Raw genomic sequence first — 26,373 nt, 5'->3', positions numbered from 1 at the left:
CCATGTGGAGCCTCATTCTCATGGGTCTGGCGGGACTGCTGATCGGCGGCGCCATCTCCTTCCGCAGCCAGGGCATGTCCAAAATCATCACGGTCAGTTTCTGGGTCCTGGCAGGAATGGCGCTCCTCGGCGCGTACCTCCTGATCGACACGTCCGCCTAGCCGCCACCTGAGCAAAACCTCCGCCCGGCAACCCCGCCGGGCCCCGCACGCCCTCTCCGGACTGAACCCCACGGAAAGCAGAACCATGTCACTTGTTGAAACACCCATCCTTGAACTGCTGCCCGCCGTGGACGTCGCGGACGGCCAGGCAGTGCGCCTGGTCCAGGGCGAAGCCGGCAGCGAAACCAGCTACGGCGATCCGCTCGAGGCAGCCATGGCCTGGCAGAACGACGGCGCCGCCTGGGTACATCTGGTGGACCTGGACGCAGCCTTTGGCCGCGGTTCCAATCTTCCGCTGCTCAAGCGCGTGGTAGAGGAACTCGACATCAAGGTGGAGCTCTCCGGCGGCATCCGCGACGACGCTTCGCTGGACATGGCCTTGGAGCTGGGCGCCAGCCGGGTGAACCTGGGCACCGCAGCCCTGGAAAACCCGGAATGGACCGCCAGCGCCATTGCCCGCTACGGCGAGGCCATCGCCGTCGGGCTCGACGTTCGCGGCACCACCCTGGCCGCCCGCGGCTGGACCAAGGAAGGCGGGGACCTCTGGGAGGTCCTGGCCCGCCTGGAGGACGCCGGCTGCCCGCGCTACGTGGTCACCGACGTCACCAAGGACGGAACGCTGCGCGGCCCCAACCTGGAACTGCTGCGCGAAGTCCTCAAGCGCACCGACCGTCCCGTCGTCGCCTCCGGGGGCATCTCCAGCCTCGACGACCTGGCCGCCCTGCGCGAACTCGTTCCGCTGGGCCTGGAAGGCACGATTGTGGGCAAGGCCCTCTACGCCGGCGCCTTCACCCTGCCGCAGGCCTTCGACATCGCCGGACATCCGGAGCGCTAGGACCCATGGCTGAGCGCGCCCTCCCCGGACACATCGCCGCCGCCCTCGCCGGGGCCGGGGGACCGTCCGACTCCGCCGGGCAGCCCTGGTCCGGCCGGGATCTTTCCGGCGACGGCAACCCGCTGCACAATTTCGACGCCGACGACGGCGCCGCCGACGCAGGCTACCTCGAAGCCCTGGCGGCGCTGGAAGCCGGCACGGGCACCGAAGCGGACGTAGTGGCTGCGCTGGCCACCGCCCGCGTGTTTGTGCCCATCATCGCCACCCTCGGCGCCGAAGCGCAGTCCGAACACGGACTGACCGCGGACAAGGAGGCCGACATGGCGTTGGTCACCCTCACCGCGCCGGACGGGCGCAAGGCGCTGCCGGTCTTCACCTCCGTGCCGGCGCTGCAGCAGTGGCACCCGGAAGCCCGGCCGGTGGCGGTCTATGCCGCCCGCGCCGCCCTCTCCGCCGTGTCCGAGGAAGCGCAGCTGCTGGTGGTGGATCCGGGCGCCGACGTGACCTTCGTGGTGCGCCGGCCGGCCATGTGGGCGCTGGCCCAGCAGCGGACCTGGACGCCGTCGTACGCCGACCAGGAGGTGGCGCAGGTTGTCTCCGCCGCCGTCGGCGCGGAACCCGCAGTCACCGCAGTCCAGCTGGCTCCGGGGCCGGGAACAGTGACACGTTCGGCGCGCGGGACGGCGGTGGCCGGAGGAGGCGCCGGTCCTGAGCTTAGAATGGTTCTTCACCTGGCACCGGGACTGGACGCGCAGGCGGTGCAGGGCATCGCCGGACTGCTGCAGCAACGGCTCGCTGCCGATCCGTTATTCGTTGAGCGCGTGGATTCCCTGGAACTCAAAATCACGCGCTGACCTTGCTGGGCGGGGGACCGCCGGAAGTGAAGTGCCGTGAATTTTTCCGCCTACGGGGAGTTGCTCCGCGTCGCCCCGATCCGCCGGCTGCTGCTGGTGGGCATGATCGCCCGGTTCCCGCATTCCGCGGCCGGGGTGCTGCTGACCCTGCACGTGGTCCTGACCATGGACATGGGTTACGCCAAGGCCGGCGCGGTCGCCGCCGTCGTCACCATTGGCATTGCCTTCGGCGCCCCCTGGCGCGGCCGCCGGGTGGACAATGTGGGCCTGCGCCGGGCCCTGATTCCCTCGGTGATCTCCGAGGCCGTGATTTGGTCCATCGCCCCGCACGCCAGTTATGAGTGGCTGCTCGTCCTGGCGCTGATCGGCGGCGTGTTCACGCTGCCGGTGTTCAGTGTGGTCCGGCAGTCCCTCGGCGTGCTCGCCACCGGCGACCAGCGCCGCACCGCCTTCGCCCTGGATTCAATTGCCACCGAAGTCGTCTTCATGGGCGGACCGGCCCTGGGTGCCGTCCTGGCCACCCAGCTGTCCTCGGTGGTCGGGCTGACCCTGGTGGGCATCACGACGTCGCTGGCCGGACTGCTGCTGATCTGGTTCAATCCGCCCACCCGGTCCGAGAACCCGCGCGACGCCGCCACCGCCGTCCAGGAGCGCGAAGCAGCCAACGCCGCCGTGGTCGCGGCCGCTCCTGCACACCTGTCCGAAGCCTCCGCGGAACTGCAGCCGCTGGCGGTCCTGGGCCGCGGGGCGCGCCTGCGCTCGGGGTTCTCCTGGTTCACGCTCAGCGTGGCAGTGGTCTTTGCCGTGGCGGTCGGGGCAGGGCTGCTGCTCTCCAGCTCCGACGTCGGCATCGTGGCCCTGGTGGAGCATACGGGCGAGCCCGGGCAGGTGGGGATCGTCTTCGCTGTCTGGTGCGCGGCCTCCGTGGTGGGCGGCCTGATCTACGGAGCGATGCAGCGGCGCATCTCACCCATGCTGCTGCTGCTCGCGATGGCTGTCCTGACACTGCCGATGGCGCTGGCCACCGACACCATCAGCCTCGCGCTGCTCTCCATCCCCGCCGGGCTGCTCTGCGCTCCGGTGCTGTCCTCCGCCTCCGAGCGCGTCGCGGACCTGGTGTCCGAGGAGCGGCGGGGCGAGGCCATGGGCTGGTACGGTTCGGCCCTAACCTCGGGCACGGCACTCGGTGCACCGCTGGCAGGCGCGGCAATCGATTTCATCGGGCCCTGGGCAGGCTTCATCTTCGCCGGGGCCTCCGCGGCGCTGCTGGTTGCGGTGACGCTGAGCGTACGGAAGTTCAGCCGGCGTCCGTCGCGGCTAGCGGCCCGGTAGGGCAGCGAACAGCGCACGCAAACGGCGAAGCCAGCTGCGCGGGCCGGACCTGTGCCGCGTTTCCGGTGCAGCGCCCGGTGGAGGAGCCGTGCCGGACTCCGCGGCTGGCGGCAGGCCCCTGCGCTGCCGCCAGCCATGGACCTCGGCCTCCTCATCGCGCAGCTTCGTCACCACCGGCGGGCCGCCCAGCAGCTGTCGCCGCGCCTCGATAACCCGGGTGTTGAAATCGGCGACGGCGTCGCGGACCTGCCGCTCGGACGGCAGCCGGTCCAGCCGCGCGTCAAATTCCTCGTCCTCCACCCGCAGCAGCAGCGCGGGCGGCCCCAGGCCGGAGATGTTCTCGCGTTTGATCAGGCGCTTGAGCCACCAGTCCGGGTCCGGATCATCCAGGCCGGGGATCGGCTTGCCGGCGTAGCGCAGGTTGTCGAAGTCCCCGCGGTTCATGGCGTCGCGGATGAGATAGTCGGCCTTGTCCGCCGCGCTGACTTTCCGGCGCTTCGCCTCCAGCTCATCCTCTTCGGCACCGCCGAGGCCCTCGGGCAGCTTGTAGCCCGCATTCTCCGGCGTTCCTGCAGCCTTGAGCCGCGCCGCCTGCTCCAGCCTCTTTTTGTAGGCTTCGGCACCCCTGCCGCCCATCGAGCGTCACCGCCTTCCGTTCAACGTCCCGTACAGGTTACGCAATCCTTCCGGGCAGAAAAAAGCCCGGGAGGCTTGCCGCAGCGGCAATCCTCCCGGGCTTTCGTGATGCGGGGAAACTAGTTGACGGGGCCGGTGAACTTCTCGCCCGGGCCCTTGCCCGGCGCATCCTGAACCAGGGAAGCCTCGCGGAAGGCCAGCTGCAGGGAGCGCAGCCCGTCGCGCAACGGACCGGCATGCTGGCTGCCGATCTCCGGGGCTGCGGCGGTAACAAAGCCGGCCAGTGCCGTGATCAGCTTCCGGGCCTCGTCCAGGTCCTTCAGCTCCTCGGCGTCGTCGCCTTCGGCGAGGCCGCACTTAACGGCGGCGGCGCTCATCAGGTGTACGGCGGCGGTGGTGATAACTTCGATTGCGGGGACCTCGGCGATGTCGCGCATCTGGGCCGCCACTTCCTGCTCTTCAGCGGAAGGGGCATGCACCTCTTCCGTGGTGCCTGGGAAGGAATGGCGGGTGTGCTCGCCCGCCGGGTTGCTCTGTGGGGTACTCATACTGGTAAGCTTGTCACAGACCAACTGGTTGTCGTTACTTTCAGCGCCCTTCACGGAGCGGTTGTTGACTGTCTCACATCAGCCAGTATGCAAGCGGAGAATCCTCCCACCCGCGTCAGCCTGAATCTTCAGTCCACGTGCCCTCGGGCCCTTGTGCAGAAGACAGAGTTGCCGGGTATGGTCGGCCCCCGGTGTCGGGTCCAGGTACAGCCTGGCCGGTCATTTCGGGAGGTTGCTGCTGATGCAGCTCCCGCCGACCCCTCGAGGCCTCCGATTGCGCGTGCAATTGGAGGCCTTCTTCAGTTGCAGGCGGTAGCCGTTTTGAAGAAATCAGGAGCTGCAACATTAGCGAGCCAAGAATCAATGATCGAATCCGCGTCCCTGAGGTGCGGCTGGTAGGACCGGCTGGAGAGCAAGTTGGGGTTGTCCGTATCGAAGACGCCCTGCGTCTGGCAGCCGAATCCGACCTGGATCTTGTTGAGGTGGCACCGCAGGCAAAGCCTCCGGTGTGCAAACTAATGGACTTCGGCAAGTACAAGTACGAAGCCGCTGTCAAGGCCCGTGAGGCACGCAAGAACCAGACGAACACCGTTCTGAAGGAAATCCGTTTCCGTCTGAAGATTGATACTCACGACTACGAAACCAAGCGCGGGCACGCCATGCGCTTCCTGGCAGCCGGTGACAAGGTCAAGGCCATGATCCAGTTCCGCGGCCGTGAACAGCAGCGTCCGGAAATGGGCATGAAGCTGCTGAACAAGTTCGCAGCCGACGTCGCCGAGGTGGGCGTGGTGGAATCCACTCCCCGCATCGACGGCCGCAACATGGTCATGGTTATCGGACCGCTGAAGAACAAGGCGGAAGCCAAGGCCGAAGCACGCCGCGCGTCGCAGCGTGCGGATGCCAAGGCAGCCAACGAAGCGGTGAAGAACGGCGAGGCACCTGCACGGGTGGACACCTCCGCCGAGAACAAGGCGCCTTTGACGCAGAGCCTGGCAGATCTTCTGCCGGACGGCCTGCGGCTCGGTTCCTCCGCTGCCGAGGCTGACAAGGCCCGCGCAGAGAAGGAAAAGGCTGACAAGGAAATGGCTGAAAAGCGTGCACAGGCGGCTGCCGAAAAGGCAGCAGCAGACGCACGCCGCGCGGCAGAAGCTGCCAAGGCTCCGGCTCCCGCGCCGGTTGCAGCGGCTCCCGCCGCAGCTCCGGCTCCCGCTGAGTCGAAGCCGGCACCGGCCCCCAAGCCGGCCGCTGTGCCCAAGCCCACGGCCATGAAGCCGGCGCCGAAGCCTGCTGCCCGGCCGAAGCCGGCTGCAGCATCCAAACCTGCTGGCAAGGCTGCTCCTTCACGGGGCGCAGCAAGCCAGAGCAAGCCCGGAACTGCGGAGTAGAACTCAGCTTTTCCCCGCAGGACGTCCCGGCGTCCAGTAAACCCCCGGCACTGCAAGGTGCCCAAAGCCCCGCAGGCTCTGAGCCTGCGGAAACCCAAAGGAGATCGGTAGTCATGCCGAAGATGAAGACCCACAGTGGCGCCAAGAAGCGCTTCAAGCTCACCGGTACCGGCAAGCTCAAGCGCCAGCAGGCCAACCGCCGCCACTACCTCGAGCACAAGCCGTCCACGCTGACGCGCCGCCTCGCCAGTGACAAGCTTGTTGCCCCGGCAGACGCCAAGGTCATCAAGAAGATGCTGGGCATCTAGTCTTTCCCCCTCGACAGGCGGCCCGTTCGGGCTTCCGTCACACCACCAAGCTTTTCCGGGCCTGAGTAGCAGGCCGAGCGCCCCAAGCAGGCGCACGGAAGATTTATCCAAAGGAGTACGCACGTGGCACGTGTGAAGCGGGCGGTAAACGCCCACAAGAAGCGTCGGGTTATTCTCGAGCGCGCCAAGGGTTACCGCGGACAGCGTTCACGCCTGGTCCGCAAGGCCAAAGAGCAGCTGCTGCACTCGTTTGTGTACAGCTACGGCGACCGCCGCAAGCGCAAGGGCGACTTCCGCCGCCTGTGGATCCAGCGCATCAACGCTGCATCCCGCGCCAATGGCCTGACCTACAACCGCCTGATCCAGGGCCTGAAGGCTGCCGAGATCCAGGTTGACCGCCGCATGCTGGCAGAACTGGCCGTCAACGACGCCGCTGCTTTCGCCACGCTGGTTCAGATCGCCAAGAACGCGCTGCCGTCCGACACCTCCGCTCCGGCCGTCGCCGCCGCTCCCGCTGCAAAGGCTGCTCCGGCTGCCTCCAAGCCGGCCGCTGCCGTTGCCGACGCCAAGGGTGGCTTCAAGGCTTCCGAGGGCGACGCTCCCGAGGGCTTTGTCATCAAGGGCAACCTGGGCTCCGGCAAGTACCACGTTCCGGGTTCCACCTGGTACGAGCAGACTGTCGCCGAGTACTGGTTCAACTCCGTCGAAGCCGCCAAGGCTGCCGGCCTGGAGCCTGCTGGCGGAGAATCCCGCCAGAAGTTCCAGGGCTAGAAATCGGTTATTAACCGATCATGAACACTGTTGGGCGCCCGTCGGCTCCGCCAATGTCCAATCCCCGAGCAGATCGGGTACGGGACGTGGCGAAGCTGGCCGGGCGCCCGGCACGTTTAAAGACCGGCCGCTTTGTGGCCGAAGGGCCGCAGGCCGTCCGAGAGGCTCTGCTGAGCCACCGGGCGGATGCCTCCGCCGGCGGCTCCGGCGTCGTACTTGAAGTCTTCGCCACGCAGGCGTGCCTCGAGCGGTTGCCGGAACTGGCGGAGCTGGCCGCCGAGCTGCCGCTGCGCCTGGCCACAGACGAGGTCATCGCCGCCATGGCCACCACGATTTCCCCTCAGGGCGTCGTTGCGGTGTGCCGCATCACCGACTATGACCTTGACGATGTGCTGGCATCCGGAGCGCAGCTGGTTGCAGTGCTTTGCGAGGTCCGCGATCCCGGCAATGCCGGAACGATCCTGCGGGCCGCTGACTCCGCCGGTGCCGATGCCGTTATCCTCACCTCCGCCAGCGTTGACATCCACAATCCCAAAGCGGTGCGCTCCACCGCAGGGTCCCTCTTCCATCTTCCGGTTGTCACCGGCGTTGACTTTGACTTTGTCATGGCGGCCCTGCATGCCCACGGCCTGACCGTCCTGGCCGCCGACGGCTACGGCGACGTGGACCTTGACCGGCTCCAGGACGAAAGCGCGGTCCGCCGGCTGGCGCCCGCGCTGGCCCCGGCCGGCGCCGTCCCCGACGAGGCCGCCGTCGTCGAACCGTCCCAGCCGCGGCTGGAAAACCCCACCGCGTGGCTCTTCGGCAATGAAGCCCAGGGCCTCAGCGACGCGCAGCTGGCTGCTGCCGATCACCGCGTGGCAGTCCCCGTGTACGGCCGCGCTGAAAGCCTGAATGTGGGAACCGCGGCCACTGTGTGCCTGTACGCCTCGGCGCGCGCCCAAAACCGCTAGCACGCCGCGCGCCAAAGGCCAGCGCCGTCGTGCCGGCAGCGAAAACCAAGTCCCTGCTGCGGCCGTCAACAGCGCCGAGCAGGGGATCCCCCCCAGCAGTTCCTATTGCACGGGCGATTTACCCGGACCCTGACGGGTATGCCCAGCGGCCTGAGCAGCTTGCTTCGGGCCGCGCCGGTCCAGCCAGCCGCTCATCAGGGCAATGCCCAGTCCCAGCAGGGCCAGGACGGCGCCGACGACGGCGGGCGAGCGGTAGCCCCAGCCCCAGGCAATGACCACGCCGCCCAGCAGGGCCCCCAGGGCGTTCGCCATATTGAGCGCCGCGTGGTTCAGCGAGGACGCCAGGGACTGGGCACCGGGGGAGGCATCAAGGAGCCTGGTCTGGAGCGGCGGAACCAGCATGGAGCCTATTGCCCCGACCAGGAAGACCAGCACCAGCGCGCCCGCCTTGTACTGCACCAGCCAGGCATAGCCGGCCAGAATGAGTACGGTGCCCAGCAGGATGGCGTAGATGCTGCCCATCACGCTGCGGTCGGCCAGCCTGCCACCGGCGATGTTCCCAAAGACGTTCCCCAGACCGTACAGGCCAACAATCAGCGGGAGCATTGACGTCTCGAAGCCGGCCACATTGGTCATGGTGGGGGAGATGTAGGCATAAACGGCAAAGAACCCGCCGAAGCCCACCGTGCCCACCAGCAGCGCCAGCCAGACCTGGATTCTGCGCAGGGCTCCGAGTTCGCGGCGGATGCTGGCCTCGGGATGGGCGGGCTTGAACGGAACGAACCGGGCCGTGAGGGCCACCGTGAGCAGTCCGATGGCCCCGACCATCACGAACATCCAACGCCACCCGGCCTGCTGTCCCAGCCAGGTGGCAAAGGGGACACCCACCACGTTGGCAATGCTCAGGCCCAGCATGACCATGGAAATGGCGCGGGCCCTGCGGGTCGGGGCCACCAGGGAAGCGGCAATCACCGCCGCGACGCCGAAAAATGCGCCGTGGGGCAGCCCGGACAGGAAGCGGGTGACCAGCAGCCACTGGTAATCAGGGGCAAAGAAGGATGACAGGTTGCCCACGGTGAAGAGCACCATGAGGCCCACTGCCATGGTCTTGTGGGGAATGCGTGCGCCCAGCGCGGCGAGGACCGGGGCACCGACCACCACGCCAAACGCATAGGCAGAGATGACGTGTCCGCCGGCCGGCACCGAAATGCCCAGATCCGTGACCATCTCCTGGAGCAGGCCCATAATGGCGAATTCAGTGGTGCCGATGGCGAATCCGCCGACGGCAAGGGCGAAGACGGCCAGCGATGCCCGCTTGGCCTGGAGTGCGGGGGTTAAAGACATCAAACTCTTTCAGAACTTAGCTTCGTGTACGGTGCCGGACGGCGCGGCTGCCGCTTGGTTCAAATCTGCCGTGGCCGGGGCGGCCCCTGGCTCCCTTGGTCCGAGTGAGGAGGCCCCGGATATCGGATGGCCGCTGCCTGCCGGCTCAGCTGCGTCCTCCAAGGGGCCCAAAACTCCCGCTGACGGGGTTGTTGCCATATTCGCGCGGGACGGCCGGGGCCGGTCAACATGCCTGTGCCGGGAGGACGGTCAGGGCCGCAGGAAAGCACGGCAGCTGGCTCCGGGCGGGAGCCGGCGGGCACTGAAACGGGAAGGAGCGCAGAATCCGCGGCGGGAAAGCCTGCCGGGGCTGCGGTTAACCGCAACGGTGCGCTCGCTCCAGTTTAGGCCAGCCGGGCCCGTAGACTCGATTCGTGTCTATTCTCGAACTCAAACAAGTTGTGGGCGCTGCCCTCGTGGACAGTCTTGCTGCCCCCACCAAGATGCTTGCCGCCCGCCGCACGGCGCCGGAGCAGTTCGCCGGCATGTGGGAGTTCCCCGGCGGGAAAGTAGAGCCCGGGGAAAGCTGTGAAGAGGGCCTGCACCGGGAACTGCGCGAGGAACTGGGAGTGGAGGTCCTGCTGGGCGCCGAGATTTCCGGCCCCGGCCCCCAGGGGTGGCCGCTCAACGACCGGGCAGCGATGCGCGTGTGGCTGGCGGAGGTCACCCGCGGTGTTCCGGCACCGCTGGAAGATCACGACGAGCTTCGCTGGGTTGCCCTTGATCCGAAGGAACTGGCCGCATTGGACTGGATTCCGGCCGACCTGCCGATTGTCTCGGCCATGCTCGACGCCGCAGGGCCTCACTAGCCCGCTCTGCCGTTATCCCGGGCTCCCGTTCAGGAACGCTGCCCTTGCGGGGCGCGGCCGCCAAGGGCCTTGACGGCTCAGCGCCGGACGTCTCCGTTAAAAAAGCGGTTCCGTGCCTGCTGCGCCGGCAGCCGCTGCCGCCGTCGTTCTTTCCGGAACCGCCGCTGAAGCACTGCTGTCCGTCCCGGACCGCCGCAGCGGCATGAACTCCGCCCGGGAGGTAAAACCGTGCTTTTTCTTAAAGAAGTTCACCCGCCCGGCCAGCCATTGGCGGTACTCCTTGGAAGCATAGGTTCCGCCGCCGTACAGCCGGGCATACTTGCCGGACAGGTGGGGGTAGTCGCGGGCAATGAAGGCCAGATACCACTCCCTTGCTCCGGGGCGCAGGTGCAGCGCCCCGGCAGTCACTCCGGTGGCGCCTGCAGCGGCAAGAGCGGAAAAGAGTGCGTCCAGCGACTCGTCCCCGTCAGTGAGCCAGGGCAGGATCGGCATGGCCATCACTGAACAGGGGAGCCCGGCGTCCCGCAGCCGGCTGATCAGCTCAAGCCGCGCCTTGGGTGCGGGCGTCCCCGGTTCCACCCGGTGCGCCAGATCGGGATCGAGCAGCGCCAGCGAAATCCCCATGCCGATCTCGGTGTCCTGGCCGGCGCTTTTGAGCAGGGGGATGTCGCGCGCCAGCAGCGTGCCCTTCGTCAGGATGGAGAACGGTGTTCCGGAAGCGGCCAGTGCCCGGATGATGTCCGGCATCAGTTTGTACCGGCCTTCGGCCCGCTGGTACGGGTCCGTGTTGGTGCCCATGGCCACATGCTCGTGCTGCCAGGAGGGCCGGGCCAGCTCACGCCGAAGCACCTCGGCCACGTTGGTCTTCACGACGAGCTGGCTGTCGAAGTCCATGCCCGCATCCAGGTCCAGATAGGTGTGCGTCTTGCGGGCGAAACAGTAAACGCAGGCGTGGCTGCACCCGCGGTAGGGGTTGATGGTCCAGCTGAACGGCATGCCGGATGTTTTCCCGACCTTGTTCAGGGCCGACTTCGATATCACCTCGTGAAAGGTAATGCCGGCAAACTCCGGTGTTTTCACGCTGCGCACCACGCCCTGCAGGGCCAGAAGAGCGTCCTGTGCTCCGGCCGCCTTCGGTTCCTGCGCTTCCCATCTCATGCCGTCCATTAGAACACATGTACTAATAGCCCGGGTAGTCCCGCTGGCATTCCCTCCACCCCGCGAAATGGCACAAAGTGCTCTTCCCGGCCCTCAAAAGGCACACTTTCTGCCATCTCGGCGGGTCAGGACGGTGGGTCAGGGCGGCGGGTCAGGACGGTGGGTCAGGGCGGCGGGTCAGGACGGCGGGTCAGGGCGGCGGGTCAGGACGGGCGGTCGGCGGGTCACATAGCCGCCGTCCTCCAGTCCTGCCAGGCGCTCAAAGACATTGCCCGACGCCGGATCGCCGGTGCGGAGCGTGGAGATTCCGGCGGCGAGGAAATAGAGCGGCAGGAACACCGGGCCGAGTGCCGCGTACTGGCTGCTGTGCCGGGCCTCGTGCCGCAGCAGGGCGCTCCGGCCTGCGTCGCCGGGTGCGGGCACCGAAGACAGGGGCCGGAATGAAGGAGCGACCCGGGAGCGGTACAGAATCACGTTGCCGACGGTGAAGGCCGCTGCCCGGGGCAGCGGCCAGGTCCAGCCGCCGGCCAGGAGCAGTCCGTCCGGGCCCCGGGAAATGCGGCATTTGCCTGCCCGGGCCAGGGCGAGCCCGGCAGGGGTGCTCAGATTGATGACGTTCAGTACCCGGCGGATCCCGGCGAAAAACGCGGGGGAGGGGGGAGCTGCGCGGCGGAGGTTCACGCTGCCAGTGTAGGGACGCGGTTTGCGCTGCGTCACGTGCGGATCATTCCGGGTCATCAGCCGTTGCCGTGCCCGGGTCACAGTCAGGGTTGGTTAGACTGGAAGCTACGGGCATTTTCCCTCGTTTTTCCACGATCAACGCCCATCATAACGTCCATCAACAGGGCCGGAAATAGGTAAAGAACTGTACATGTCGAACTCCATACCGGGGACACCGTCCCCAGACACCGTCCCCGAGCCGCCCAACCCGCTGGATGAAGCGGCCGTTGCCGCCGCCGTCGAGGCAGCGCTCGCCGCCATCACTGCCGCCGCTGACCTGGATGCCCTCAAGGATGTCCGCATCGCCGTCGCCGGTGACAAGTCGCCGCTGAGCCTGGCCAACCGCACCATCGGTTCCCTCCCCAAGGACCAGAAGTCGGCCGCGGGCAAGCTCGTCGGACCGGCCCGCGGGCGCATCAATGCCGCGCTCGCCGCCCGCACCGTGGAACTGGAAGCAGAGCGCGACGCGCGGATCCTGGTCGAAGAGGCCGTGGACGTCACCGCAGCTCCGCGCCGCCGCCGCATGGGCGGACGCCATCCGCTCTCCACCCTGCAGGACCGCGTCAGCGACATCTTCGTGGGCATGGGCTGGGAAATCGCCGAAGGCCCCGAGGTGGAATCGGAGTGGTTCAACTTCGATGCGCTGAACTTCAAGCCGGACCACCCCGCCCGTGAAATGCAGGACACGTTCTTTGTCGAGCCGCCCGAGGCCCACCTGGTGATGCGCACGCACACCTCGCCGGTCCAGGTGCGCTCCATGCTGGAGCGCGAGCTGCCGATTTATGTGCTGTGCCCGGGCAAGGTGTTCCGCACCGATGAGCTCGACGCCACTCACACCCCGGTCTTCCACCAGTTCGAAGGCCTGGCCATCGACAAGGGCCTGACCATGGCTGACCTGGTTGGCACGCTGGAGCACTTCACCCGCGTGCTCTTCGGCGATGAAGCCAAGGTGCGCCTGCGCCCGAACTACTTCCCCTTCACCGAGCCCAGCGCCGAGCTGGACATCTGGCACCCCGGTGCCAAGGGCGGTCCGCGCTGGATCGAGTGGGGCGGCTGCGGCATGGTCAATCCGAACGTGCTCCGCGCGGCCGGCATTGACCCCGAGGTCTATTCAGGTTTTGCCTTCGGCATGGGTATTGAGCGCGCACTGATGTTCCGCAACGAAGTGGGGGACATGCGCGACATGATCGAGGGCGATGTACGTTTCAGCGAACACTTCGGGATGGAGATCTAAGTGAGAATCCCACTTTCCTGGCTGCGCGAGTATGCCCAGGTTCCGGCGGACGCAACCGCCGAAGACGTCATGGCGGAACTGGTCAAGGTAGGCCTGGAGGAAGAGGACGTCCACCGTCCCGCCGACGAGCTTTCCGGACCGATCGTCGTTGGCCAGGTGCTCTCCATGGAGCCCGAGCCGCAGAAGAACGGCAAGACCATCAACTGGTGCACCGTCCGCGTGGTGCCCGAGGGTGCCGGGCAGACGCTCGACGGCGACGGCATTGACCCCTCCGGAGTCCAGGGCATTGTCTGCGGCGCCCACAACTTCGCCGTGGGGGACAAGGTTGTTGTCACCCTGCCCGGCGCCGTGCTGCCCGGGGACTTCCGGATCAGCCCGCGCAAGACGTACGGACATGTTTCCGCCGGGATGATCGCCTCGGTGCGCGAACTGGGCATCGGCGATGACCACGACGGCATCCTGGTCCTCTCCCGCCTGGGCCTGGACCCCGAGGTCGGCACCGACGCGATGGACCTGCTCGGCCTGTATGACCAGGCAGCGGAAATCAACGTCACCCCCGACCGCGGCTATGTGTTCTCCATCCGCGGCGCTGCGCGCGAGTATGCCCACGCCACCGGAACGGAATTCACCGACCCGGCCAACGCCGTCGTCGTCCCCGTTGCGGACGGCAAGGGCTACGGCGTGCGCCTGGAAGACGGCGCACCGATTTACGGCAAAGCCGGCTGCGACCGCTTTGTGGCGCGCACCGTCCGCGGCGTGGACCCCACGCGCCCGACGCCGCCGTGGATGGCTTCCCGGCTGCGTCTGGCCGGAATGCGCTCGATCTCCCTGATCGTGGACATTTCCAACTACGTGATGCTCGAGCTCGGCCAGCCGCTGCACTTCTATGACCTGGACAAGCTCTCCGGTGACATCGTGGTGCGCCGCGCCGCTGCGGGGGAGACCCTCAAGACACTGGACGAGAAGGTCCGCACCCTCGATCCCGAGGACCTGCTCATCACCGACGACTCCGGCGCGATCGGAATCGCAGGTGTGATGGGCGGGGCAGCCACCGAGGTTTCGGACACCACCAGCAACATCCTGATCGAAGCCGCGCACTTCGAGGAAGTCAGCATCGGCCGCTCCCGCCGCCGGCATCGCCTGCCCTCGGAAGCGTCCAAGCGCTTCGAACGCGGCGTGGACTGGAACATCGCCGACGTCGCAGCGCAGCGCGCCGTGGACCTGCTGGCCGAACTGGCCGGCGGCACCGCCGACGCGTCAGTGACCGACGCCGGAACCAAGCCCGAGGCGAAGGCCATCGACCTGCCGGCGGACTTCGCGTCCAAGCTGATCGGCTATGACTTCACCGAGGACCAGATCACCGGAACCCTGCGTGACCTGGGTGCCGACGTTGCCAAAACGGCTGCCGGCTACTCGGTGACCCCGCCGAGCTGGCGCCCGGACCTGGAAACGCGCGAGGATCTCACCGAGGAAATCATCCGCCTGGTGGGCTACGAGCACATTCCGTCCACGCTGCCCACCGCTCCTCCCGGCCGCGGCCTGACCCGCATCCAGCAGCAGCGCCGCCGCCTGCAGCAGGCGCTCGCCGCCGCCGGCCTGACCGAGGTGCTGTCCTATCCGTTTGTCACGGAAGAGGACAACAACACCTTCGGAACGCCCGACGCCGGCACCTCGCCGGCCGCGGTCAAGCTGGCGAATCCGCTCAGCGCGGAGTTCGGCTACCTGCGCACCTCGGTGCTGCCGGGGCTGTTCGACGTGGCCAAGCGGAACCTCTCGCGCGGCTTCCGCGACCTGGCGCTGTTCGAATCAGGTTCCGTCTTCCTGCCCGGCGAGCAACTGGGCACCGAAACGATTCCGCCGCTGGGCGTCAAGCCCTCCGAGGAAGTCCTGGATGCTCTGTACGAGGGTGTTCCGGACCAGCCGCTGCACATCGGCGTGCTGTTCACCGGCCATGAATCGCAGCCGGGCGCCGGTTACGCGCCGCGTGCCTGGGACTGGGCCGATGCCGTGGACACCGCCTGCCTGATGGGCGACGTGCTGGGCGTGGAACTGGTGGTGAGCCAGGGCGAGCACCAGGCCTTCCACCCGGGCCGCACCGCCAAGCTGTCGCTGCGCAGCGGCGAAACCGTGGGTTACGCCGGCGAGCTGCATCCCAAGCTGCTCGCAGCCAGGGACATGCCGGCCCGCACGGTGGCATTGGAACTCGACGCCGACGCCCTGTTCGACGCCGCGCCCGAGGTGATTGTGGCCCGCGACATTTCCTCGTTCCCGGCCACCACCCAGGACGTGGCCCTGGTGGTGGAGGCAGGCATTCCTGCCGAGGCCGTCCTGGAAACCCTGCGCGAGGGTGCCGGGGAGCTGCTCGAAGACATCTCGCTGTTCGATGTCTACTCCGGCAAGGGCATTGAGGAAGGGCGCAAGTCCCTGGCCTTCGCCCTGCGCTTCCGCGCTCCGGACCGGACACTGACCGCCGATGAGGCGTCGGAGTCCCGGGCCGCCGCCGTCGCGCTGGCTGCCGAGCGGTTTGGTGCCGTGCAGCGCTAGCTGATTCAAGCCGCAGAAGGCAGCAGGTCCCGTCCGGAATCCCGGCGGGACCTGCTGCTTTTTCCAGCGCGGAGGTCAGTGCCCCTGGAAAGCCTCGGCGAGCCACCAGGATCCGCCGTCGGACGCAATTTTCGCATCGATCACCAGCGGACGGTCCTGGATACCCTTCTCATAGGCAGCAATCCACGCTTTGACGGACTGCAGGTCCTCCACCGTTCGAACCGTGACGGCTTCAGCACCGAATCCCCGGGCAATTGCTGCAATATCGGTGTCCGGGAAGGTGACGCTGCCAAGGTCGGTGTTCTCGGTGCCGTGGCCGAAATGGTGGACTTCCGCGCCGTAGGCCGCATCGTTGTAGACAATGCACACCAGCGGCAGGCCCAGCCGGACTGCGGTCTCCAGTTCGCTGATTCCCATGAGGAATCCGCCGTCGCCGGCACCCAGGACCGGCAGCCGCTGCGGCTGCGCAATGGCCGCCCCGATAGCTGTGGAGAGCCCCAGTCCGACCGCCTGAAATGCCTGCGTGAAGCAGAATCCGAATTCATCGGGCACTGCCAGATACTGGCTGGGATAGCCCATGAAGTTTCCGGAGTCCACGGACACTATGCGCTCAGCCGGAAGGAGGGCGTCGAGTTCCCTGCTCAGGACCCGCGGATCGATCAGCGCGGGTGTCGAGAGGTCGGGCGTCCGGACGTCCCGCCAGCTGGAGGACTTGAGGATCAGCGCGTTTTCCGGGCTGCGGTACTTTTGCGCCGCCGCCGGCTGCACTTTTTTAAGCAGTTCCAGTGCGTCTTGGGCGGTCAGAGCCGCGTCGCCCAGCACGCCCAGGGAAATCGGCCGGTTGGCTCCCAGGGACGCGTCCTCGACGTCGATTTGGACAACTTTGGCATCTGGGGAGATCAGCCTGCCGTGCCGCATGGTCCACATATTCAAGGTGCAGCCCCAGCCCACGATCAGGTCGGCGCCGGAGATGAGATCGGCTGTCACCGGAGAGGAGAAACCTCCGGAAATACCGAGGCTGAACGCTTCGCCGTTGAAGAGCCCGTTGGCCACAGCGGAGGTGGCTACGAGTGCACCGCAGTGCTCGGCAAGGGCAAGAATTTCATCACGGGCTCCCCGGCCGCCGCGTCCGGCCACAAAGACCGGGCGTGCGGCGCCCCGCAGCAGGTCCACGAGCTGTTCAACACCGGCGGAATTCGGACGCAGGCGGGCGGGCGCCGGCAACTGAACACTCTCACCAGGGACCGGGGCCTGCTCCTTCTGCACATCCAGGGGAAGGCTCAGCACCACCGTCCGGCGTTCATTGAGTGCGGTGCGGAAAGCCCGCACAGTGTCAGCAGCGGCGGATTCGGCCGAATGCACCCGCTCGGCGACGGCACCGACGCTGCGGGCCAGCGCGTCCTGGTCAATCTTGAAGTTCGAGCGCACGGCCGCGCCCTGGGTATCGGCCGTCAACACGATCAGGGGTGTCCGGCTCTTCGCGGCCTCACCGATCCCGGTGACTGCATTGGTCAGCCCGCAGCCCTGATGGGTGCTGACCACGCCCACCCTGTTGGACATCCGCGCGTACGCGTCCGCCATGGTGGCGGCACCGCCTTCATGGCGGGCAGCCGTGAACGGCACCCCGGCGCTGCGGAGGGCGTTGACGACGTCGAAGTTTCCGCTGCCAACAACTCCAAAGACGTGTCCGACGCCGAGACCCGCCAGAGTCTGCCCCACAAGAACGGACACCGGCACGGTTTCGCTCATGAGGCCTCCACGAGGGCGAAGACCCGGGCCGGGCTTCCGGTTCCGCCGACAATCGGCAACGGGGCAACAACCAGGGTGGCGCCGGTTACCGGCAGCTTGTCGACTTGGCGGAGGGACGTGATCCCGTACTTGTCCGCCCCCAGAAGAAACCAGTGGACGGGGAACATGGGATCGAAAGCCGCGGCCTGCCCCGCGTCTATGCCCACGGTTTCCACCCCGAAACCGCTGACGCGCTCGTTGGCCGCAATCCAGCGGGCACCGGCCGGCGAGACGCCCGGCGTGTGGGAGCCGCTGTCATCGGCGTTAATAAAGTCTGCCGCATTGCTGCCCCGTGCTGACCAGCCGGTGCGGAAGATGATCCAGCAGTTGTCCGGGAGCGGACCGTTCTCGTCCTCCCATTGCTCAAAATCCGCCGGCTCCAGCAGGAAATCCGGGTTCCTGGCGACCTCCGCGGTTTTATCAATCACCACGGCGGGGCCAATGAGCCTCGCAGGCTCAATCTGGTCCACTGACTTGCCGTCTCGGCCCGAGATCCAATGCACCGGAGCGTCGAGGTGGGTCCCCGCATGCTCTCCCACAGTCATGTCGTTCCAGGCCCAGCCGGGCCCGGCGTCGTCGAAGCTGCTCACGGCGGAAAGACTCAGCCCAACGGTGTTGGCGAAAGGCTCCGGGAGGCTGAGGATCGGAGTCTCCCTGCCCAGCGGAGTCGTGAGGTCCAGGAACTCCACCGACCCGTCCCCAAGTGCCATCGTCAGTTTCTCTACTACGGACATTGCTCTCCGATCGGGTTGGCTTCCTGCGCAGGATGCGGGTGGGGGCGGCGCGGGCATCATCCCTGATGCTCATCCGGTGAAGTCGAGTCTAACCATCCGGTCAAAATCCGTGTCGGAGCATTTTTGACCGGCGCCTTCGGTCCGGACCGCCGGGGAGAAACCCCGGACCGGCGGAGAGCCCTGTGCAATAGTGGCCTGATGAGCAACCAGCAGGAGCTGTGGGACAGCGACGCCGCACAACGCTATGACACCCCGGGGGAGGGGATGTTTGCTCCCGGGGTACTGGGGCCAACGGTCGAGGTGCTGGCAGAGCTGGCGGCCGGCGGGCCTGCCGTCGAGTTTGCCGTCGGCACGGGACGGGTGGCCGTCCCGCTTGTTGAGGCCGGCATTGCGGTCAGCGGCATTGAACTGTCGCACGCGATGATTGCGCGGCTGCGCGAGAAGGCCGATGAGGCCCGCATCCCCGTGGTGCAGGGTGACATGGCCGAGGTGACGGCGGGAAGCGGCTTCTCCCTCGCGTTCCTGGTGTTCAACACCATCGCCAATCTGCTGACACAGGAGGAGCAGGTCCGGTGTTTCGAAAACGCCGCCCGCCACCTCGCACCCGGCGGATGCTTCGTCGTCGAGCTCTGGGTGCCGCAGCTGCGCTCGCTGCCGCCGGGCCACGGCGGAACGGTCGAGGTCAGTGAACCGGGGTATCTCCTGGTGGACACCTATGACGTGCTGCAGCAGCACGTCATCTCCCACCACCTGCGTTTCGGGCCGGAACTCTCGGACGGCCGTGCTGCGCGGATCACCCGGACCCCGCACCGGTACATTTGGCCCGGGGAGCTTGATCTGATGGCCAGGCTGGCCGGGTTCGAGCGGGAAGCCAGGTGGGCGGACTGGGACCGCAGTCCTTTCACTGACCAGTCCCGCAGCCATGTGACGGTGTACCGGCTCCGAGCAGACTAGATCAGGTCCGGGCTCGGGTCCTGGCCCGGTACGAACTGTGGCAGGATCTGCCTATGTCATCCCCGCCCTCCCTGGTGCTGATCGGCCCGGCTGCCGCCGGTAAAACCACCGCCGGCTCGCTGGCGGCGGCCATCCTCGGGGTGTCCTTCGTGGACATCGACGACGTCGGCGGCCGGTACTACGCAGAGGTTGGCTGGAGCATCGACCGCCTGGTGCGCCGCAGCAAAGAGGCGGGACGCGTTGCGGCGGAGCGGGACTGGGAGCCGGCGCGCGCCCACGCTGTTCGCCGCGCCGTCGCAGACCATCCCGGAGCAGTGCTCGCTCTGGGCGCCGGGCACACCTCCTACACGGACCCCGGGTGCCGTGCAGAGGTCAGCGCCGCGCTCAGCAGCGTGCCGCGGGTTGTCCTGCTGCTGCCCTCGGAGGACCGCGGGACCGCACTGACTGAGCTGCGGCAGCGCTCGCGTGCGTCAAAGGGGACGGACTGGATCAGTTCCGGACATGATTTCCTCGCGGAGTGGCTGGACGACGAGGGTCTGCGGTCCCTGGCGACGGACACCGTCCTGACCGCCGGCCGGCAGCCGCAGGAGACGGCCGAACAGGTTGCCGCCTTGCTGGGGCCGACCGCCCGCTGAGTAGACCAGACCGGCTCCTGACACCAGGGTCAGCTGCGGGCCGGATGTACGTTCAGAATCCCGTGGCCCCGGGCAGCGGCTCTTTTCCGGTCTCGCCCCATTGGACCATCGCATCGCGGATGTGGGCCGGGGTCAGCATGAGTTTGGGAATCAGTTCCTCCCAGCCCCGTTCCTTCACCCGCCGGTTGTAGTCAGCGTGGGCGGCGTCAACGGGGTGGCTTTCATCCAGTCCGGCGCCGTCCCTCCCCATCAGGCTCAGATGGTAGATCCAGGTCGTGCCGTCTGCCTCTTCGTGGCGGAACGTCGCCTCAAACACCGCGCGCTCCGCCGGCAGCGTTTCGAGGCATTCGTCGTAGCGGGTGTTGAGCATGGACATCCACTCGTCGAACTCGTTCTCTTTGCCATCCACGATCCGGGACCGGCTGAGTTCAAGGCGTAACCCTTCCGGGACTGAGTCGGGCATGGGGTGGCCGGGAAAGTCCCGGGGCAGCGGACGGAACGGAGTGTACGGTGCGGGATCATTCATGCCGGCAAGTCTTGCACCCTTCGCATTCCCCGTCGCGGCCAAAACGCTGTCGTCAGCCCCAGACCGCGGTGGCCGGATCGACGCCGCGGGCGAGCGCGTTGGCATTGATGACTTCCTGTATCCAGGCAGCCAAGCCTGGCTCGGTGAGTTCATAGGACGCTGTGAAGTCTGGCTCCGCGGTGAACAGGGAGCCGATGAGTACGTGCATGGAGACAATGCAGTGGAAGTAGGCGCTCATTGCCTGCCGGTGCTGCTCGGCCAGGGCGTTGGCCCCGGGACTGCCCGGAACCAGCCCGGCGCGCATCCCCGCGGCCAGCGCCTGAACTGCTTCAGCGGTGGCCGCTACAATTTCCTGCCACTCCTCAGGAGTCCGGTCCGCGGAACGTTCCGCGTACTCCGCCCACTGGGGCGAGTCTGCCCAGCGCTCGCGGGCAGCCGCGGCACGGCCCGGATCCCAGCCGGCGCCCAGAAACACGTCCGCTTCCGGTCCGGACAGGAGAACACCCGTTGCGTCCGCGGCGAGGAGGCGGTCCACTGACACAACCAGCTCTTCGAGCTGCCTGATCCGGGACTGCACCTCTTCGCGGCGGGTTGTCATCTCTTTCCGCCGGTCAGCGGCAGGCAGGGAGAGGAAGTCCCGAATGTCGGCGAGGGGCATGCCCAGCTCGCGGAACAGCAGGGTGCGGCGTGCCCATGCCACGTCCGCCTCCGAATACACGCGGTATCCGCCGGGAGTCCGGCCGGACGGAGCAACGACGCCGAGATGGTCCCAGTGGTGCAGCGTGCGAACGCTGATGCCAAGCAGGCGGGCAACCGTGCCCACCGTCTGCCCGGGGTGCTGATCCGGCGCCATCACGGAGCAGCGGAATCCCGGGACCGGCCGGCCGGCTCCCCGGTGCCGGGGCCGGCGTCGATCACCTGGTGCAGGAAAGCAACGTGGCCGTCGAACGCAGCCCGCCCCTTCGCCGTGAGGTCGGCCCAGGTGTGCGTGCGGCCGCCCGGGCCGGGGCCTTTGGCCAGCTGCACGTATCCCGCCTGCTCCAGCTGCTTCAGGTGTTTGCTCAGGGTGGGGTTGCTGACCTCCAGCGAGTCGCGGAGCAGCGCGAATTCGCTGCTGCCCAGCCGGGCCAGCATTCCGCAGATGCGCAGCCGGACCGCCCCGTGCACCAGCTCATCGAAGCGCGGCTTCGGCAGCATCAGACGCCGTCGAGGATGGAGCGGACAAAGGCCCGTTCCATCCGGATGCCGAGAACGAGGACGACGGCGAAGGTCAGCAGAACTGCCGCGGCCAGCAGTGCGGGCGGGCTGTCCGGATCCACTACGACCATGGCCACCCCGACTATCACCGTCAGGAAGGCAACCAGCACGGCACCGACTTTGAGCGAGTGCCGGAATGCCCAGGGACCGGCGCGCGTACCGGTAATCAGGGGACGCAGCGCCCCGAGCAGGGCCAGGGCTGCGGCGGCGGCCGCAAAACCCATGGCCTGCCAGCGGCCGAAGCCGAAGGACAGCACGAAACCGGCGCAGCACAATGCCTGCACCACCAGATACCAGCGCGGTGCAGCGGACCGCCGGCCCGCGGCGACGGCGTCGGCCTGCAGCGTACTGAGCTGTTGCCGGGCGCTCCCCGGGCTGAGATCCTCTGTTTCCATGTTGGCAACCCTAGACTTGCCGAACCGGAAAGTCGAGGGTTTTGGCGAGCGGACCGGAGGGGCACCCTTTTCCGGTTCAGCAGGAGGACCTGGGGGCGGACAGATCCGGTGGTTTGATCATGGAGGAGAACCCTCTGAGTCCGGACTCTGCGCAAAAGCTCAGGTCCCCGCTGTACTCAACATGCAGAACTGCTTTGCCGGCGTCCGTAAAGGGCTTGTACAGCCCGCACTCGTCGTAACGGGCGCATTCCTCGTTGATGGCGAAGTCGAAATCCTCTACTAATCCGGCAATCTGGTCAACGTCGTTCTTCAGCGCTACGGACAGCCCCCGCTCATGGGCCAGCTCGGCCACTGCTTGGTTATAGGCGAGCTGGTCGTCCGCGTCCAGCGGGAACCCCGTCTCGTTGAGGTACCCGTCCACGTTGTCGGGTTCAACGGCGTCAAACCCCTTATCCGCGCATGTGTCCATCCGTGCAGCCATGATCGGAAGGAGTACATCCCTGCGGCGGATGTCGAGCCACTGTTCGTCCGGCCAGCCGGACATCGTGCTGCCCCGGACGGACGCGGGAAAATCGTCGGCATCGCCCCGGAAGTCCTCCCGCGAGCCGACCGAAAGGTAACAGACCGTCCGCCGCCCCTTCTGCTTCAGTGCATCCACTTCCGTTGCCGTCGTTTTCTCGTAGTCGACATCGAAAATTTCCGCTTCCACCCCGAGGTCCAGGCGGCCGCTGAGCTGCCACTGCCAGCTGGCACCGGGGGAAGGCGTCCACCGAGCGGATGTCGCCGTCGGACCTGGATTGGTCCGGGCGGCTGCCGGTTCCGGAGAGGGCTCCGTTGAGCCGCAGGCCCCCAGCGCCAGGGAAAAACCGAGACCGCCGGCCAGCAGCCAATGCCGGTTTCTCACGGCCGGGCCGTGCCGCGCACCGGCAGGAGGCGGGTGGATTGCGGGGTCGGCAGCCCAAGCCACGGATTGGGAAGCGAACGGTCGGTGGCGAAAACATGGCCGGCGCCGCGGTCACCCGCAGCACGGCCTGCCGTCCGGATCTGCTGAGAGTTGCACTCGTACACCAGGTGCCACAGGCTGGACGGCCGGAGATTCCGTGCCCAGCGGGGGTGCTCAAAGGTTGCGTAGGCACGGGCAGGCCCTTCAAAGACGGCAGTGACGTCAAAAAGGTCCAGATGCGACGGCGAAGGGAAGGCACCGGGATTTGCTGCCAGAAAGGAAACCCCTGCGGCACGGGCGGCGCCGGCGTACTCCGAGCAGCGGCCAAAAGTCTCCGGTGCCGTCGGGACTTCGTCGAACATAATGCCTCCCACCGGATACCGCCTGAGCCAGGCGTGAATATCGTCAGTTACATCTTCAAGCGGCCGGCGGCCGTAATCCACCCTGACGTAACCGAGCAGCCTGAGTCCCCGCAGCAGGGCAACCGCATCCGGGTAGTACTCGTCGTTGTCCGCGCCCGGACCGTTGTGCACGTTGATGACTGCGAAGGAAACATTTCGGTGCGGGGCAGCCAGCCAGGCCCAATCGTGCGGGGCAAGCGTCGGATGAACGTACCAGGGGAACGCCAGTTTCGCCGTCGTCATACGTAGGCCCGCGGGTCGGTTACCCGGGCCAACAATACGGCTATCCCGGCCACCAGGAATGCCAGGGCAATGAGAATCCCGGGAATGTCTCCGACCAGTATCCAGGCGACCGCGGAAAGGGATGCAGCAAAGGCAAAGATGACGCCGCCTCTCGGCAGTCCAAACGCGTTGAGCGTGGTGGAGGTGGTGGCAAGCGAACTGAAGGCCGCGGCGACAATAACGGTGGTGGCCAGCCGGGTGTCCTGTACGAGAAAGATGACCACCAGAGTGGAGACGGTCGCGGAGATGAAGACGATGGCCGCCGAAAGGCCCATGGTCAGGATCCAGGCATTCCGTGCTGCATGCCGCAGGAGCGGGGTCCGTCTGGATGACCACATGAGCCGCTGGCGCATGAGCACCAGTGCCGGGTCCGTGGCTGCAGCGGCGACGACCGTGGCCACGATCAGGGCTGTTCCCTCCCATGCAGGCAATCCGGTGAGCGCCACCGACAGGGCAGCGGCCAGGAACCCGGCCTGGGCTGCCGGCGCGAGGGCAGTGCGCCAATCGCTGCGGTCGAGGATGCGCCGTTCCCGGATTCCACGCACAAGCCTGGCCAAGGCCAGCGTCACTGTTCCCAGGACAAGGAAGGCGACAATGACAACAGCGGCGGGGGAGCCCCGCCGTCCAAGCACCAAGGCCAGCGTCACAGCGGATACAGCAAGGGAGAGGACGGCGAGCAGAAACCGGGAGCGCCCCAGAATAACGAGCATCGAGACGATGCATGAATACCAGCACCAGGCCATGGTGAGGCCGGCCAGGGTCGCGTCATGGCTTGGCAGCACCAGCGAAACCATCATGTAGCAGGTGAGGACCGCTGTCACGAGAAGCGTCGCAGCAGCACCCCGGGCAATGCCGCGCTTCAGCTGGCCGGCCCCCGCATATGCCCACACAATGCCCGACACCGACTGGCCGACGACCCACGCGCTGATTCCGGCGATCAGGACGTCCCTGGTGTTGGCAGTCAGCACCGATGCTGTCAGTCCGCCCAGAACGGCGCCAAGAATGAGAACAACACCGCGCCGGACAGCCTCCAGCAGAGCATCCACGCCAAGCCAGCCCTCGGGCACCTGCGGGGCCAATGCCGAGCTCCGCACCTGGACCAGGGACTGCGCATAGGCGAAGACGTCCGACACGCCGTGGCGCCGCCGGACGGTTCGGTCGCTGAGGCCGGAGGCTTCGAGTCTGGCGGTAATCTCGAAGGCATCAACAGCATCGACGGCGTGGTGCTCGTTTCCGTAGTCCGGCAGCGGTTCGCCGGAACCGGGAATCATAACGCTGTCCGCGCTCATACCGGCAACTCGGCGGCCGCCTCATGCAGGTTCAGGGGCGCCACCGCGCTCACCAGCCCGGCGGGGCCCGGTTCGCGTCTCAGCGGACGTCGGTGGTGGGCGGCGTCATAAGCCTCCCGGTACCGTGCCAGGCATCTTTCCAGGGTGAATTCCGCCAGGGCACGGCGTCGGGCGTTGGCACCCATGGCTCTCCGCAGCTCCTGGTCGGTTAACAGCGTGACGCAGGCATCTGCGAACGCTGCATAGTCCCTGGCCGCAACGAGCATGCCGGTTGTCTGCTGCTCGTCAAGGCATTCGGAGACACCGCCGACATCAGTGTTGACCGTGGCCCGTCCGCACATCATCGCTTCGAGCAGCGTAAAGGGCAGTCCTTCGGAGACGCTGGACAGTGCCACCAGGTGCCCGGCCTCAATCGCCGGCCGGCTTCCCTTGCTGGGGCCTTCCCAGTGGACGGCCCCAGCAATGCCGAGACTGCCGGCAAGGTCGATCAACCTGGCCTTGTAGGAAGCGTTTTCTACGGGCGTGGGTCCAAATATGCGCAGCTGGGCCCGTGGCACCCGCCCGCGCACCAGCGCAAAAGCGGATATGAGGGTCTCCAGGTCCTTGAGGGGATCGATGCGTCCGACAAAACTGATGGTGGGAACGTCCGGTTCGCTGGTGACCGGGGGAAACTTTGCCGGGTCCACCCCGTTGGGGATGGTGTGGATCCGCCGCGGGACGGCACCGAGCCGCCGCTCCCATCGGGCGTTGAACTGGTTCACGGGCAGGACCAGATGTGCGTGGGCATGGACTATCTGGGACAGCCTGCGGAGGAAAGCGGTTGCAGCGCGTCTCACCGGCCAGGACATCTTGGCGCCGTGCAGGGCCAGATACCGTTCGCGCAGATATACGCCGTGTTCGGTTAAGAGGATCGGGGTTCCGTGCCGCCACGACTGCGCGAGGGCCAGCAGGGATGAAGGGCCGTTGCTGGAAGCATGAATGACATCCACCTTTCCAAGCTTGTGGTCGACGACGGCGAGAGCCCGGTCAACAAGGCTGGCGGCCAGCACCGCATCGGCGACAGACATGGGCGGCTCTCCGGCGCTGACACAGTGGCGCGTCCAGGCATCGAGTATGGGTGCAACGGATCCCCGGGTGGCGAGCGCGTGAGACAGACCGATCCGGTCGCTGATGCCTACGAGGCGGAGCAGGGCGTTGGCAGTGCTCCCCAGCGGATCGTTGTCTTCCGGCCCCAAGGCGGCATCCCACAGTTGGGTGAGTGCTTTCTGCGTGGCCTCCACCCAGGTGCGGCGCCGGGGGCCCGGATGAAGCACGGCCGCCGGAGGCCCCCAGACCGGAATCAACCGGACTGTTCCCACGTTCGGAGGCATATCCCAGACGACCCGGTTCATGCCGGTTCCGGTGAGCGCGATGACGTCAAAATCATGCTCGGGCAGCCCGACAACAAGCTGGTCGCACCATGTGCTGACTCCGCCGGTTACAACCGGGTAGGTTCCTTCGGTAATGAGGGCGATCTTCATCGTCCGGCCTCCTCGGCT

At 67.0% G+C, this 26,373-nt stretch carries 28 protein-coding genes; 13 read left to right on the top strand and 15 right to left on the bottom strand.

From position 1 onward, the window contains the following. The first annotated feature begins 2 nt into the window (after positions 1-2). From WKB88_RS17665 to WKB88_RS17650, 4 genes are all read left to right on the top strand, one after another. Positions 3-161 carry a hypothetical protein gene (locus WKB88_RS17665; RefSeq protein ID WP_341395873.1) on the top strand — a complete coding sequence of 53 codons (159 nt, stop codon included), beginning with the start codon at positions 3-5 and terminating at the stop codon, positions 159-161. A gap of 85 nt (positions 162-246) precedes the next feature. Beyond that, a complete protein-coding gene (gene priA, locus WKB88_RS17660) occupies positions 247-996 on the top strand; it encodes a bifunctional 1-(5-phosphoribosyl)-5-((5-phosphoribosylamino)methylideneamino)imidazole-4-carboxamide isomerase/phosphoribosylanthranilate isomerase PriA (protein WP_341395872.1) in 750 nt (249 codons plus the stop codon). Positions 997-1,001: 5 nt separating this feature from the next. Next, positions 1,002-1,850, top strand: coding sequence for an SseB family protein (locus WKB88_RS17655; RefSeq protein WP_341395871.1), 849 nt, complete (start codon positions 1,002-1,004; stop codon positions 1,848-1,850). 36 nt (positions 1,851-1,886) lie between these two features. Then, positions 1,887-3,182, top strand: a complete 1,296-nt coding sequence (locus tag WKB88_RS17650; RefSeq protein WP_341395870.1) for an MFS transporter — start codon at positions 1,887-1,889, stop codon at positions 3,180-3,182. On the opposite strand, the gene WKB88_RS17645 is transcribed toward WKB88_RS17650, so the two are convergent. After that, positions 3,168-3,818 (bottom strand): DnaJ family domain-containing protein, encoded by a 651-nt coding sequence (locus tag WKB88_RS17645; protein ID WP_341395869.1) that lies wholly within the window; start codon positions 3,816-3,818, stop codon positions 3,168-3,170. The two genes, WKB88_RS17650 and WKB88_RS17645, sit on opposite strands and share 15 nt — an antisense overlap. Positions 3,819-3,937: 119 nt before the next feature. Further along, a complete protein-coding gene (locus tag WKB88_RS17640; protein ID WP_341395868.1) occupies positions 3,938-4,366 on the bottom strand; it encodes a DUF1844 domain-containing protein in 429 nt (142 codons plus the stop codon). 386 nt (positions 4,367-4,752) lie between these two features. On the opposite strand from WKB88_RS17640, the gene infC reads away from it, so the two are divergent. The 4 genes from infC (at position 4,753) to WKB88_RS17620 (ending at position 7,783) form a co-directional block, all read left to right on the top strand. Next, the gene (gene infC / locus WKB88_RS17635) at positions 4,753-5,751 is read left to right on the top strand and encodes a translation initiation factor IF-3 (protein ID WP_445818955.1); all 999 of its coding nucleotides are present in this window, start codon (positions 4,753-4,755) and stop codon (positions 5,749-5,751) included. A 113-nt stretch (positions 5,752-5,864) separates the two neighbouring features. Continuing rightward, on the top strand, positions 5,865-6,059 hold the full coding sequence (gene rpmI / locus WKB88_RS17630) for a 50S ribosomal protein L35 (protein WP_104055427.1): 195 nt from the start codon (positions 5,865-5,867) through the stop codon (positions 6,057-6,059). Between the two features lie 123 nt (positions 6,060-6,182). Continuing rightward, the gene (gene rplT, locus WKB88_RS17625) at positions 6,183-6,830 is read left to right on the top strand and encodes a 50S ribosomal protein L20, sunset domain variant (RefSeq protein ID WP_341395867.1); all 648 of its coding nucleotides are present in this window, start codon (positions 6,183-6,185) and stop codon (positions 6,828-6,830) included. 20 nt (positions 6,831-6,850) lie between these two features. Beyond that, positions 6,851-7,783: a TrmH family RNA methyltransferase gene (locus WKB88_RS17620; RefSeq protein WP_341395866.1), complete on the top strand. Its 933-nt coding sequence runs from the start codon at positions 6,851-6,853 to the stop codon at positions 7,781-7,783. Positions 7,784-7,885: 102 nt separating this feature from the next. On the opposite strand, the gene WKB88_RS17615 is transcribed toward WKB88_RS17620, so the two are convergent. Then, complete coding sequence (locus WKB88_RS17615; protein WP_341395865.1) at positions 7,886-9,127, bottom strand: MFS transporter; 1,242 nt, start codon at positions 9,125-9,127, stop codon at positions 7,886-7,888. 419 nt (positions 9,128-9,546) lie between these two features. Here WKB88_RS17615 and WKB88_RS17610 point away from each other — a divergent pair, with 419 nt between their 5' ends. Beyond that, the gene (locus WKB88_RS17610) at positions 9,547-9,975 is read left to right on the top strand and encodes a (deoxy)nucleoside triphosphate pyrophosphohydrolase (protein ID WP_341395890.1); all 429 of its coding nucleotides are present in this window, start codon (positions 9,547-9,549) and stop codon (positions 9,973-9,975) included. Positions 9,976-10,071: 96 nt separating this feature from the next. Here WKB88_RS17610 and WKB88_RS17605 read toward each other — a convergent pair whose 3' ends face one another. Next, positions 10,072-11,133 carry an Rv2578c family radical SAM protein gene (locus tag WKB88_RS17605; RefSeq protein WP_341395864.1) on the bottom strand — a complete coding sequence of 354 codons (1,062 nt, stop codon included), beginning with the start codon at positions 11,131-11,133 and terminating at the stop codon, positions 10,072-10,074. A gap of 177 nt (positions 11,134-11,310) precedes the next feature. Beyond that, complete coding sequence (locus WKB88_RS17600) at positions 11,311-11,814, bottom strand: hypothetical protein (protein ID WP_341395863.1); 504 nt, start codon at positions 11,812-11,814, stop codon at positions 11,311-11,313. A gap of 190 nt (positions 11,815-12,004) precedes the next feature. Here WKB88_RS17600 and pheS point away from each other — a divergent pair, with 190 nt between their 5' ends. After that, positions 12,005-13,087, top strand: coding sequence for a phenylalanine--tRNA ligase subunit alpha (gene pheS, locus WKB88_RS17595; protein WP_341395862.1), 1,083 nt, complete (start codon positions 12,005-12,007; stop codon positions 13,085-13,087). Next, positions 13,088-15,631, top strand: a complete 2,544-nt coding sequence (gene pheT, locus WKB88_RS17590) for a phenylalanine--tRNA ligase subunit beta (protein WP_341395861.1) — start codon at positions 13,088-13,090, stop codon at positions 15,629-15,631. Positions 15,632-15,706: 75 nt separating this feature from the next. On the opposite strand, the gene WKB88_RS17585 is transcribed toward pheT, so the two are convergent. Together WKB88_RS17585 and WKB88_RS17580 are read right to left on the bottom strand one after the other, a co-directional pair. Continuing rightward, complete coding sequence (locus WKB88_RS17585) at positions 15,707-17,380, bottom strand: thiamine pyrophosphate-binding protein (RefSeq protein WP_341395860.1); 1,674 nt, start codon at positions 17,378-17,380, stop codon at positions 15,707-15,709. Continuing rightward, a complete protein-coding gene (locus tag WKB88_RS17580; RefSeq protein WP_341395859.1) occupies positions 17,377-18,153 on the bottom strand; it encodes a cyclase family protein in 777 nt (258 codons plus the stop codon). Before WKB88_RS17580 ends, WKB88_RS17585 begins: the two co-directional genes overlap by 4 nt. 198 nt (positions 18,154-18,351) lie before the next feature. On the opposite strand from WKB88_RS17580, the gene WKB88_RS17575 reads away from it, so the two are divergent. Continuing rightward, positions 18,352-19,107, top strand: a complete 756-nt coding sequence (locus WKB88_RS17575; RefSeq protein ID WP_341395858.1) for a class I SAM-dependent DNA methyltransferase — start codon at positions 18,352-18,354, stop codon at positions 19,105-19,107. A 53-nt stretch (positions 19,108-19,160) separates the two neighbouring features. Next, the gene (locus WKB88_RS17570) at positions 19,161-19,742 is read left to right on the top strand and encodes a shikimate kinase (RefSeq protein ID WP_341395857.1); all 582 of its coding nucleotides are present in this window, start codon (positions 19,161-19,163) and stop codon (positions 19,740-19,742) included. Positions 19,743-19,794: 52 nt separating this feature from the next. On the opposite strand, the gene WKB88_RS17565 is transcribed toward WKB88_RS17570, so the two are convergent. The 8 genes from WKB88_RS17565 to pelF form a co-directional block, all read right to left on the bottom strand. Next, positions 19,795-20,268 carry a DUF6176 family protein gene (locus WKB88_RS17565; protein ID WP_341395856.1) on the bottom strand — a complete coding sequence of 158 codons (474 nt, stop codon included), beginning with the start codon at positions 20,266-20,268 and terminating at the stop codon, positions 19,795-19,797. Between the two features lie 52 nt (positions 20,269-20,320). Further along, complete coding sequence (locus tag WKB88_RS17560; RefSeq protein WP_341395855.1) at positions 20,321-21,121, bottom strand: MerR family transcriptional regulator; 801 nt, start codon at positions 21,119-21,121, stop codon at positions 20,321-20,323. Beyond that, positions 21,121-21,465, bottom strand: coding sequence for a transcriptional regulator (locus WKB88_RS17555; RefSeq protein WP_341395854.1), 345 nt, complete (start codon positions 21,463-21,465; stop codon positions 21,121-21,123). Before WKB88_RS17555 ends, WKB88_RS17560 begins: the two co-directional genes overlap by 1 nt. Beyond that, a complete protein-coding gene (locus WKB88_RS17550) occupies positions 21,465-21,920 on the bottom strand; it encodes a hypothetical protein (RefSeq protein WP_341395853.1) in 456 nt (151 codons plus the stop codon). The genes WKB88_RS17555 and WKB88_RS17550 overlap by 1 nt, the downstream gene beginning before the upstream one ends. Before the next feature lie 76 nt (positions 21,921-21,996). Continuing rightward, positions 21,997-22,824, bottom strand: coding sequence for an endo alpha-1,4 polygalactosaminidase (locus WKB88_RS17545; RefSeq protein WP_341395852.1), 828 nt, complete (start codon positions 22,822-22,824; stop codon positions 21,997-21,999). Next, positions 22,821-23,507, bottom strand: coding sequence for a spherulation-specific family 4 protein (locus WKB88_RS17540; protein ID WP_341395851.1), 687 nt, complete (start codon positions 23,505-23,507; stop codon positions 22,821-22,823). Before WKB88_RS17540 ends, WKB88_RS17545 begins: the two co-directional genes overlap by 4 nt. Further along, positions 23,504-24,835 carry a hypothetical protein gene (locus tag WKB88_RS17535; protein ID WP_341395850.1) on the bottom strand — a complete coding sequence of 444 codons (1,332 nt, stop codon included), beginning with the start codon at positions 24,833-24,835 and terminating at the stop codon, positions 23,504-23,506. The genes WKB88_RS17540 and WKB88_RS17535 overlap by 4 nt, the downstream gene beginning before the upstream one ends. Then, positions 24,832-26,355: a GT4 family glycosyltransferase PelF gene (gene pelF / locus WKB88_RS17530; protein WP_341395849.1), complete on the bottom strand. Its 1,524-nt coding sequence runs from the start codon at positions 26,353-26,355 to the stop codon at positions 24,832-24,834. Before pelF ends, WKB88_RS17535 begins: the two co-directional genes overlap by 4 nt. Positions 26,356-26,373 lie beyond the last annotated feature (18 nt).

The organism is Arthrobacter sp. G119Y2 (genome assembly GCF_038069765.1).
Lineage (GTDB): Bacteria > Actinomycetota > Actinomycetes > Actinomycetales > Micrococcaceae > Arthrobacter_B.
This window is presented reverse-complemented; position numbering and strand designations above follow the sequence as displayed.

Bases quoted from the DNA above. Each gene is read 5' to 3' on its own strand.
- pelF (WP_341395849.1), bottom strand. From the start codon at position 26,355: ATGAAGATCGCCCTCATTACCGAAGGAACCTACCCGGTTGTAACCGGC.
- WKB88_RS17555 (WP_341395854.1), bottom strand. From the start codon at position 21,465: ATGCTGCCGAAGCCGCGCTTCGATGAGCTGGTGCACGGGGCGGTCCGG.
- WKB88_RS17580 (WP_341395859.1), bottom strand. From the start codon at position 18,153: ATGTCCGTAGTAGAGAAACTGACGATGGCACTTGGGGACGGGTCGGTG.
- WKB88_RS17540 (WP_341395851.1), bottom strand. From the start codon at position 23,507: ATGACGACGGCGAAACTGGCGTTCCCCTGGTACGTTCATCCGACGCTT.
- WKB88_RS17550 (WP_341395853.1), bottom strand. From the start codon at position 21,920: ATGGAAACAGAGGATCTCAGCCCGGGGAGCGCCCGGCAACAGCTCAGT.
- WKB88_RS17570 (WP_341395857.1), top strand. From the start codon at position 19,161: ATGTCATCCCCGCCCTCCCTGGTGCTGATCGGCCCGGCTGCCGCCGGT.
- WKB88_RS17620 (WP_341395866.1), top strand. From the start codon at position 6,851: ATGAACACTGTTGGGCGCCCGTCGGCTCCGCCAATGTCCAATCCCCGA.
- pheS (WP_341395862.1), top strand. From the start codon at position 12,005: ATGTCGAACTCCATACCGGGGACACCGTCCCCAGACACCGTCCCCGAG.
- WKB88_RS17665 (WP_341395873.1), top strand. From the start codon at position 3: ATGTGGAGCCTCATTCTCATGGGTCTGGCGGGACTGCTGATCGGCGGC.
- rpmI (WP_104055427.1), top strand. From the start codon at position 5,865: ATGCCGAAGATGAAGACCCACAGTGGCGCCAAGAAGCGCTTCAAGCTC.
- WKB88_RS17535 (WP_341395850.1), bottom strand. From the start codon at position 24,835: ATGAGCGCGGACAGCGTTATGATTCCCGGTTCCGGCGAACCGCTGCCG.
- WKB88_RS17645 (WP_341395869.1), bottom strand. From the start codon at position 3,818: ATGGGCGGCAGGGGTGCCGAAGCCTACAAAAAGAGGCTGGAGCAGGCG.
- WKB88_RS17585 (WP_341395860.1), bottom strand. From the start codon at position 17,380: ATGAGCGAAACCGTGCCGGTGTCCGTTCTTGTGGGGCAGACTCTGGCG.
- WKB88_RS17560 (WP_341395855.1), bottom strand. From the start codon at position 21,121: ATGGCGCCGGATCAGCACCCCGGGCAGACGGTGGGCACGGTTGCCCGC.
- WKB88_RS17605 (WP_341395864.1), bottom strand. From the start codon at position 11,133: ATGAGATGGGAAGCGCAGGAACCGAAGGCGGCCGGAGCACAGGACGCT.
- WKB88_RS17655 (WP_341395871.1), top strand. From the start codon at position 1,002: ATGGCTGAGCGCGCCCTCCCCGGACACATCGCCGCCGCCCTCGCCGGG.
- WKB88_RS17615 (WP_341395865.1), bottom strand. From the start codon at position 9,127: ATGTCTTTAACCCCCGCACTCCAGGCCAAGCGGGCATCGCTGGCCGTC.
- priA (WP_341395872.1), top strand. From the start codon at position 247: ATGTCACTTGTTGAAACACCCATCCTTGAACTGCTGCCCGCCGTGGAC.
- WKB88_RS17575 (WP_341395858.1), top strand. From the start codon at position 18,352: ATGAGCAACCAGCAGGAGCTGTGGGACAGCGACGCCGCACAACGCTAT.
- WKB88_RS17640 (WP_341395868.1), bottom strand. From the start codon at position 4,366: ATGAGTACCCCACAGAGCAACCCGGCGGGCGAGCACACCCGCCATTCC.
- WKB88_RS17565 (WP_341395856.1), bottom strand. From the start codon at position 20,268: ATGAATGATCCCGCACCGTACACTCCGTTCCGTCCGCTGCCCCGGGAC.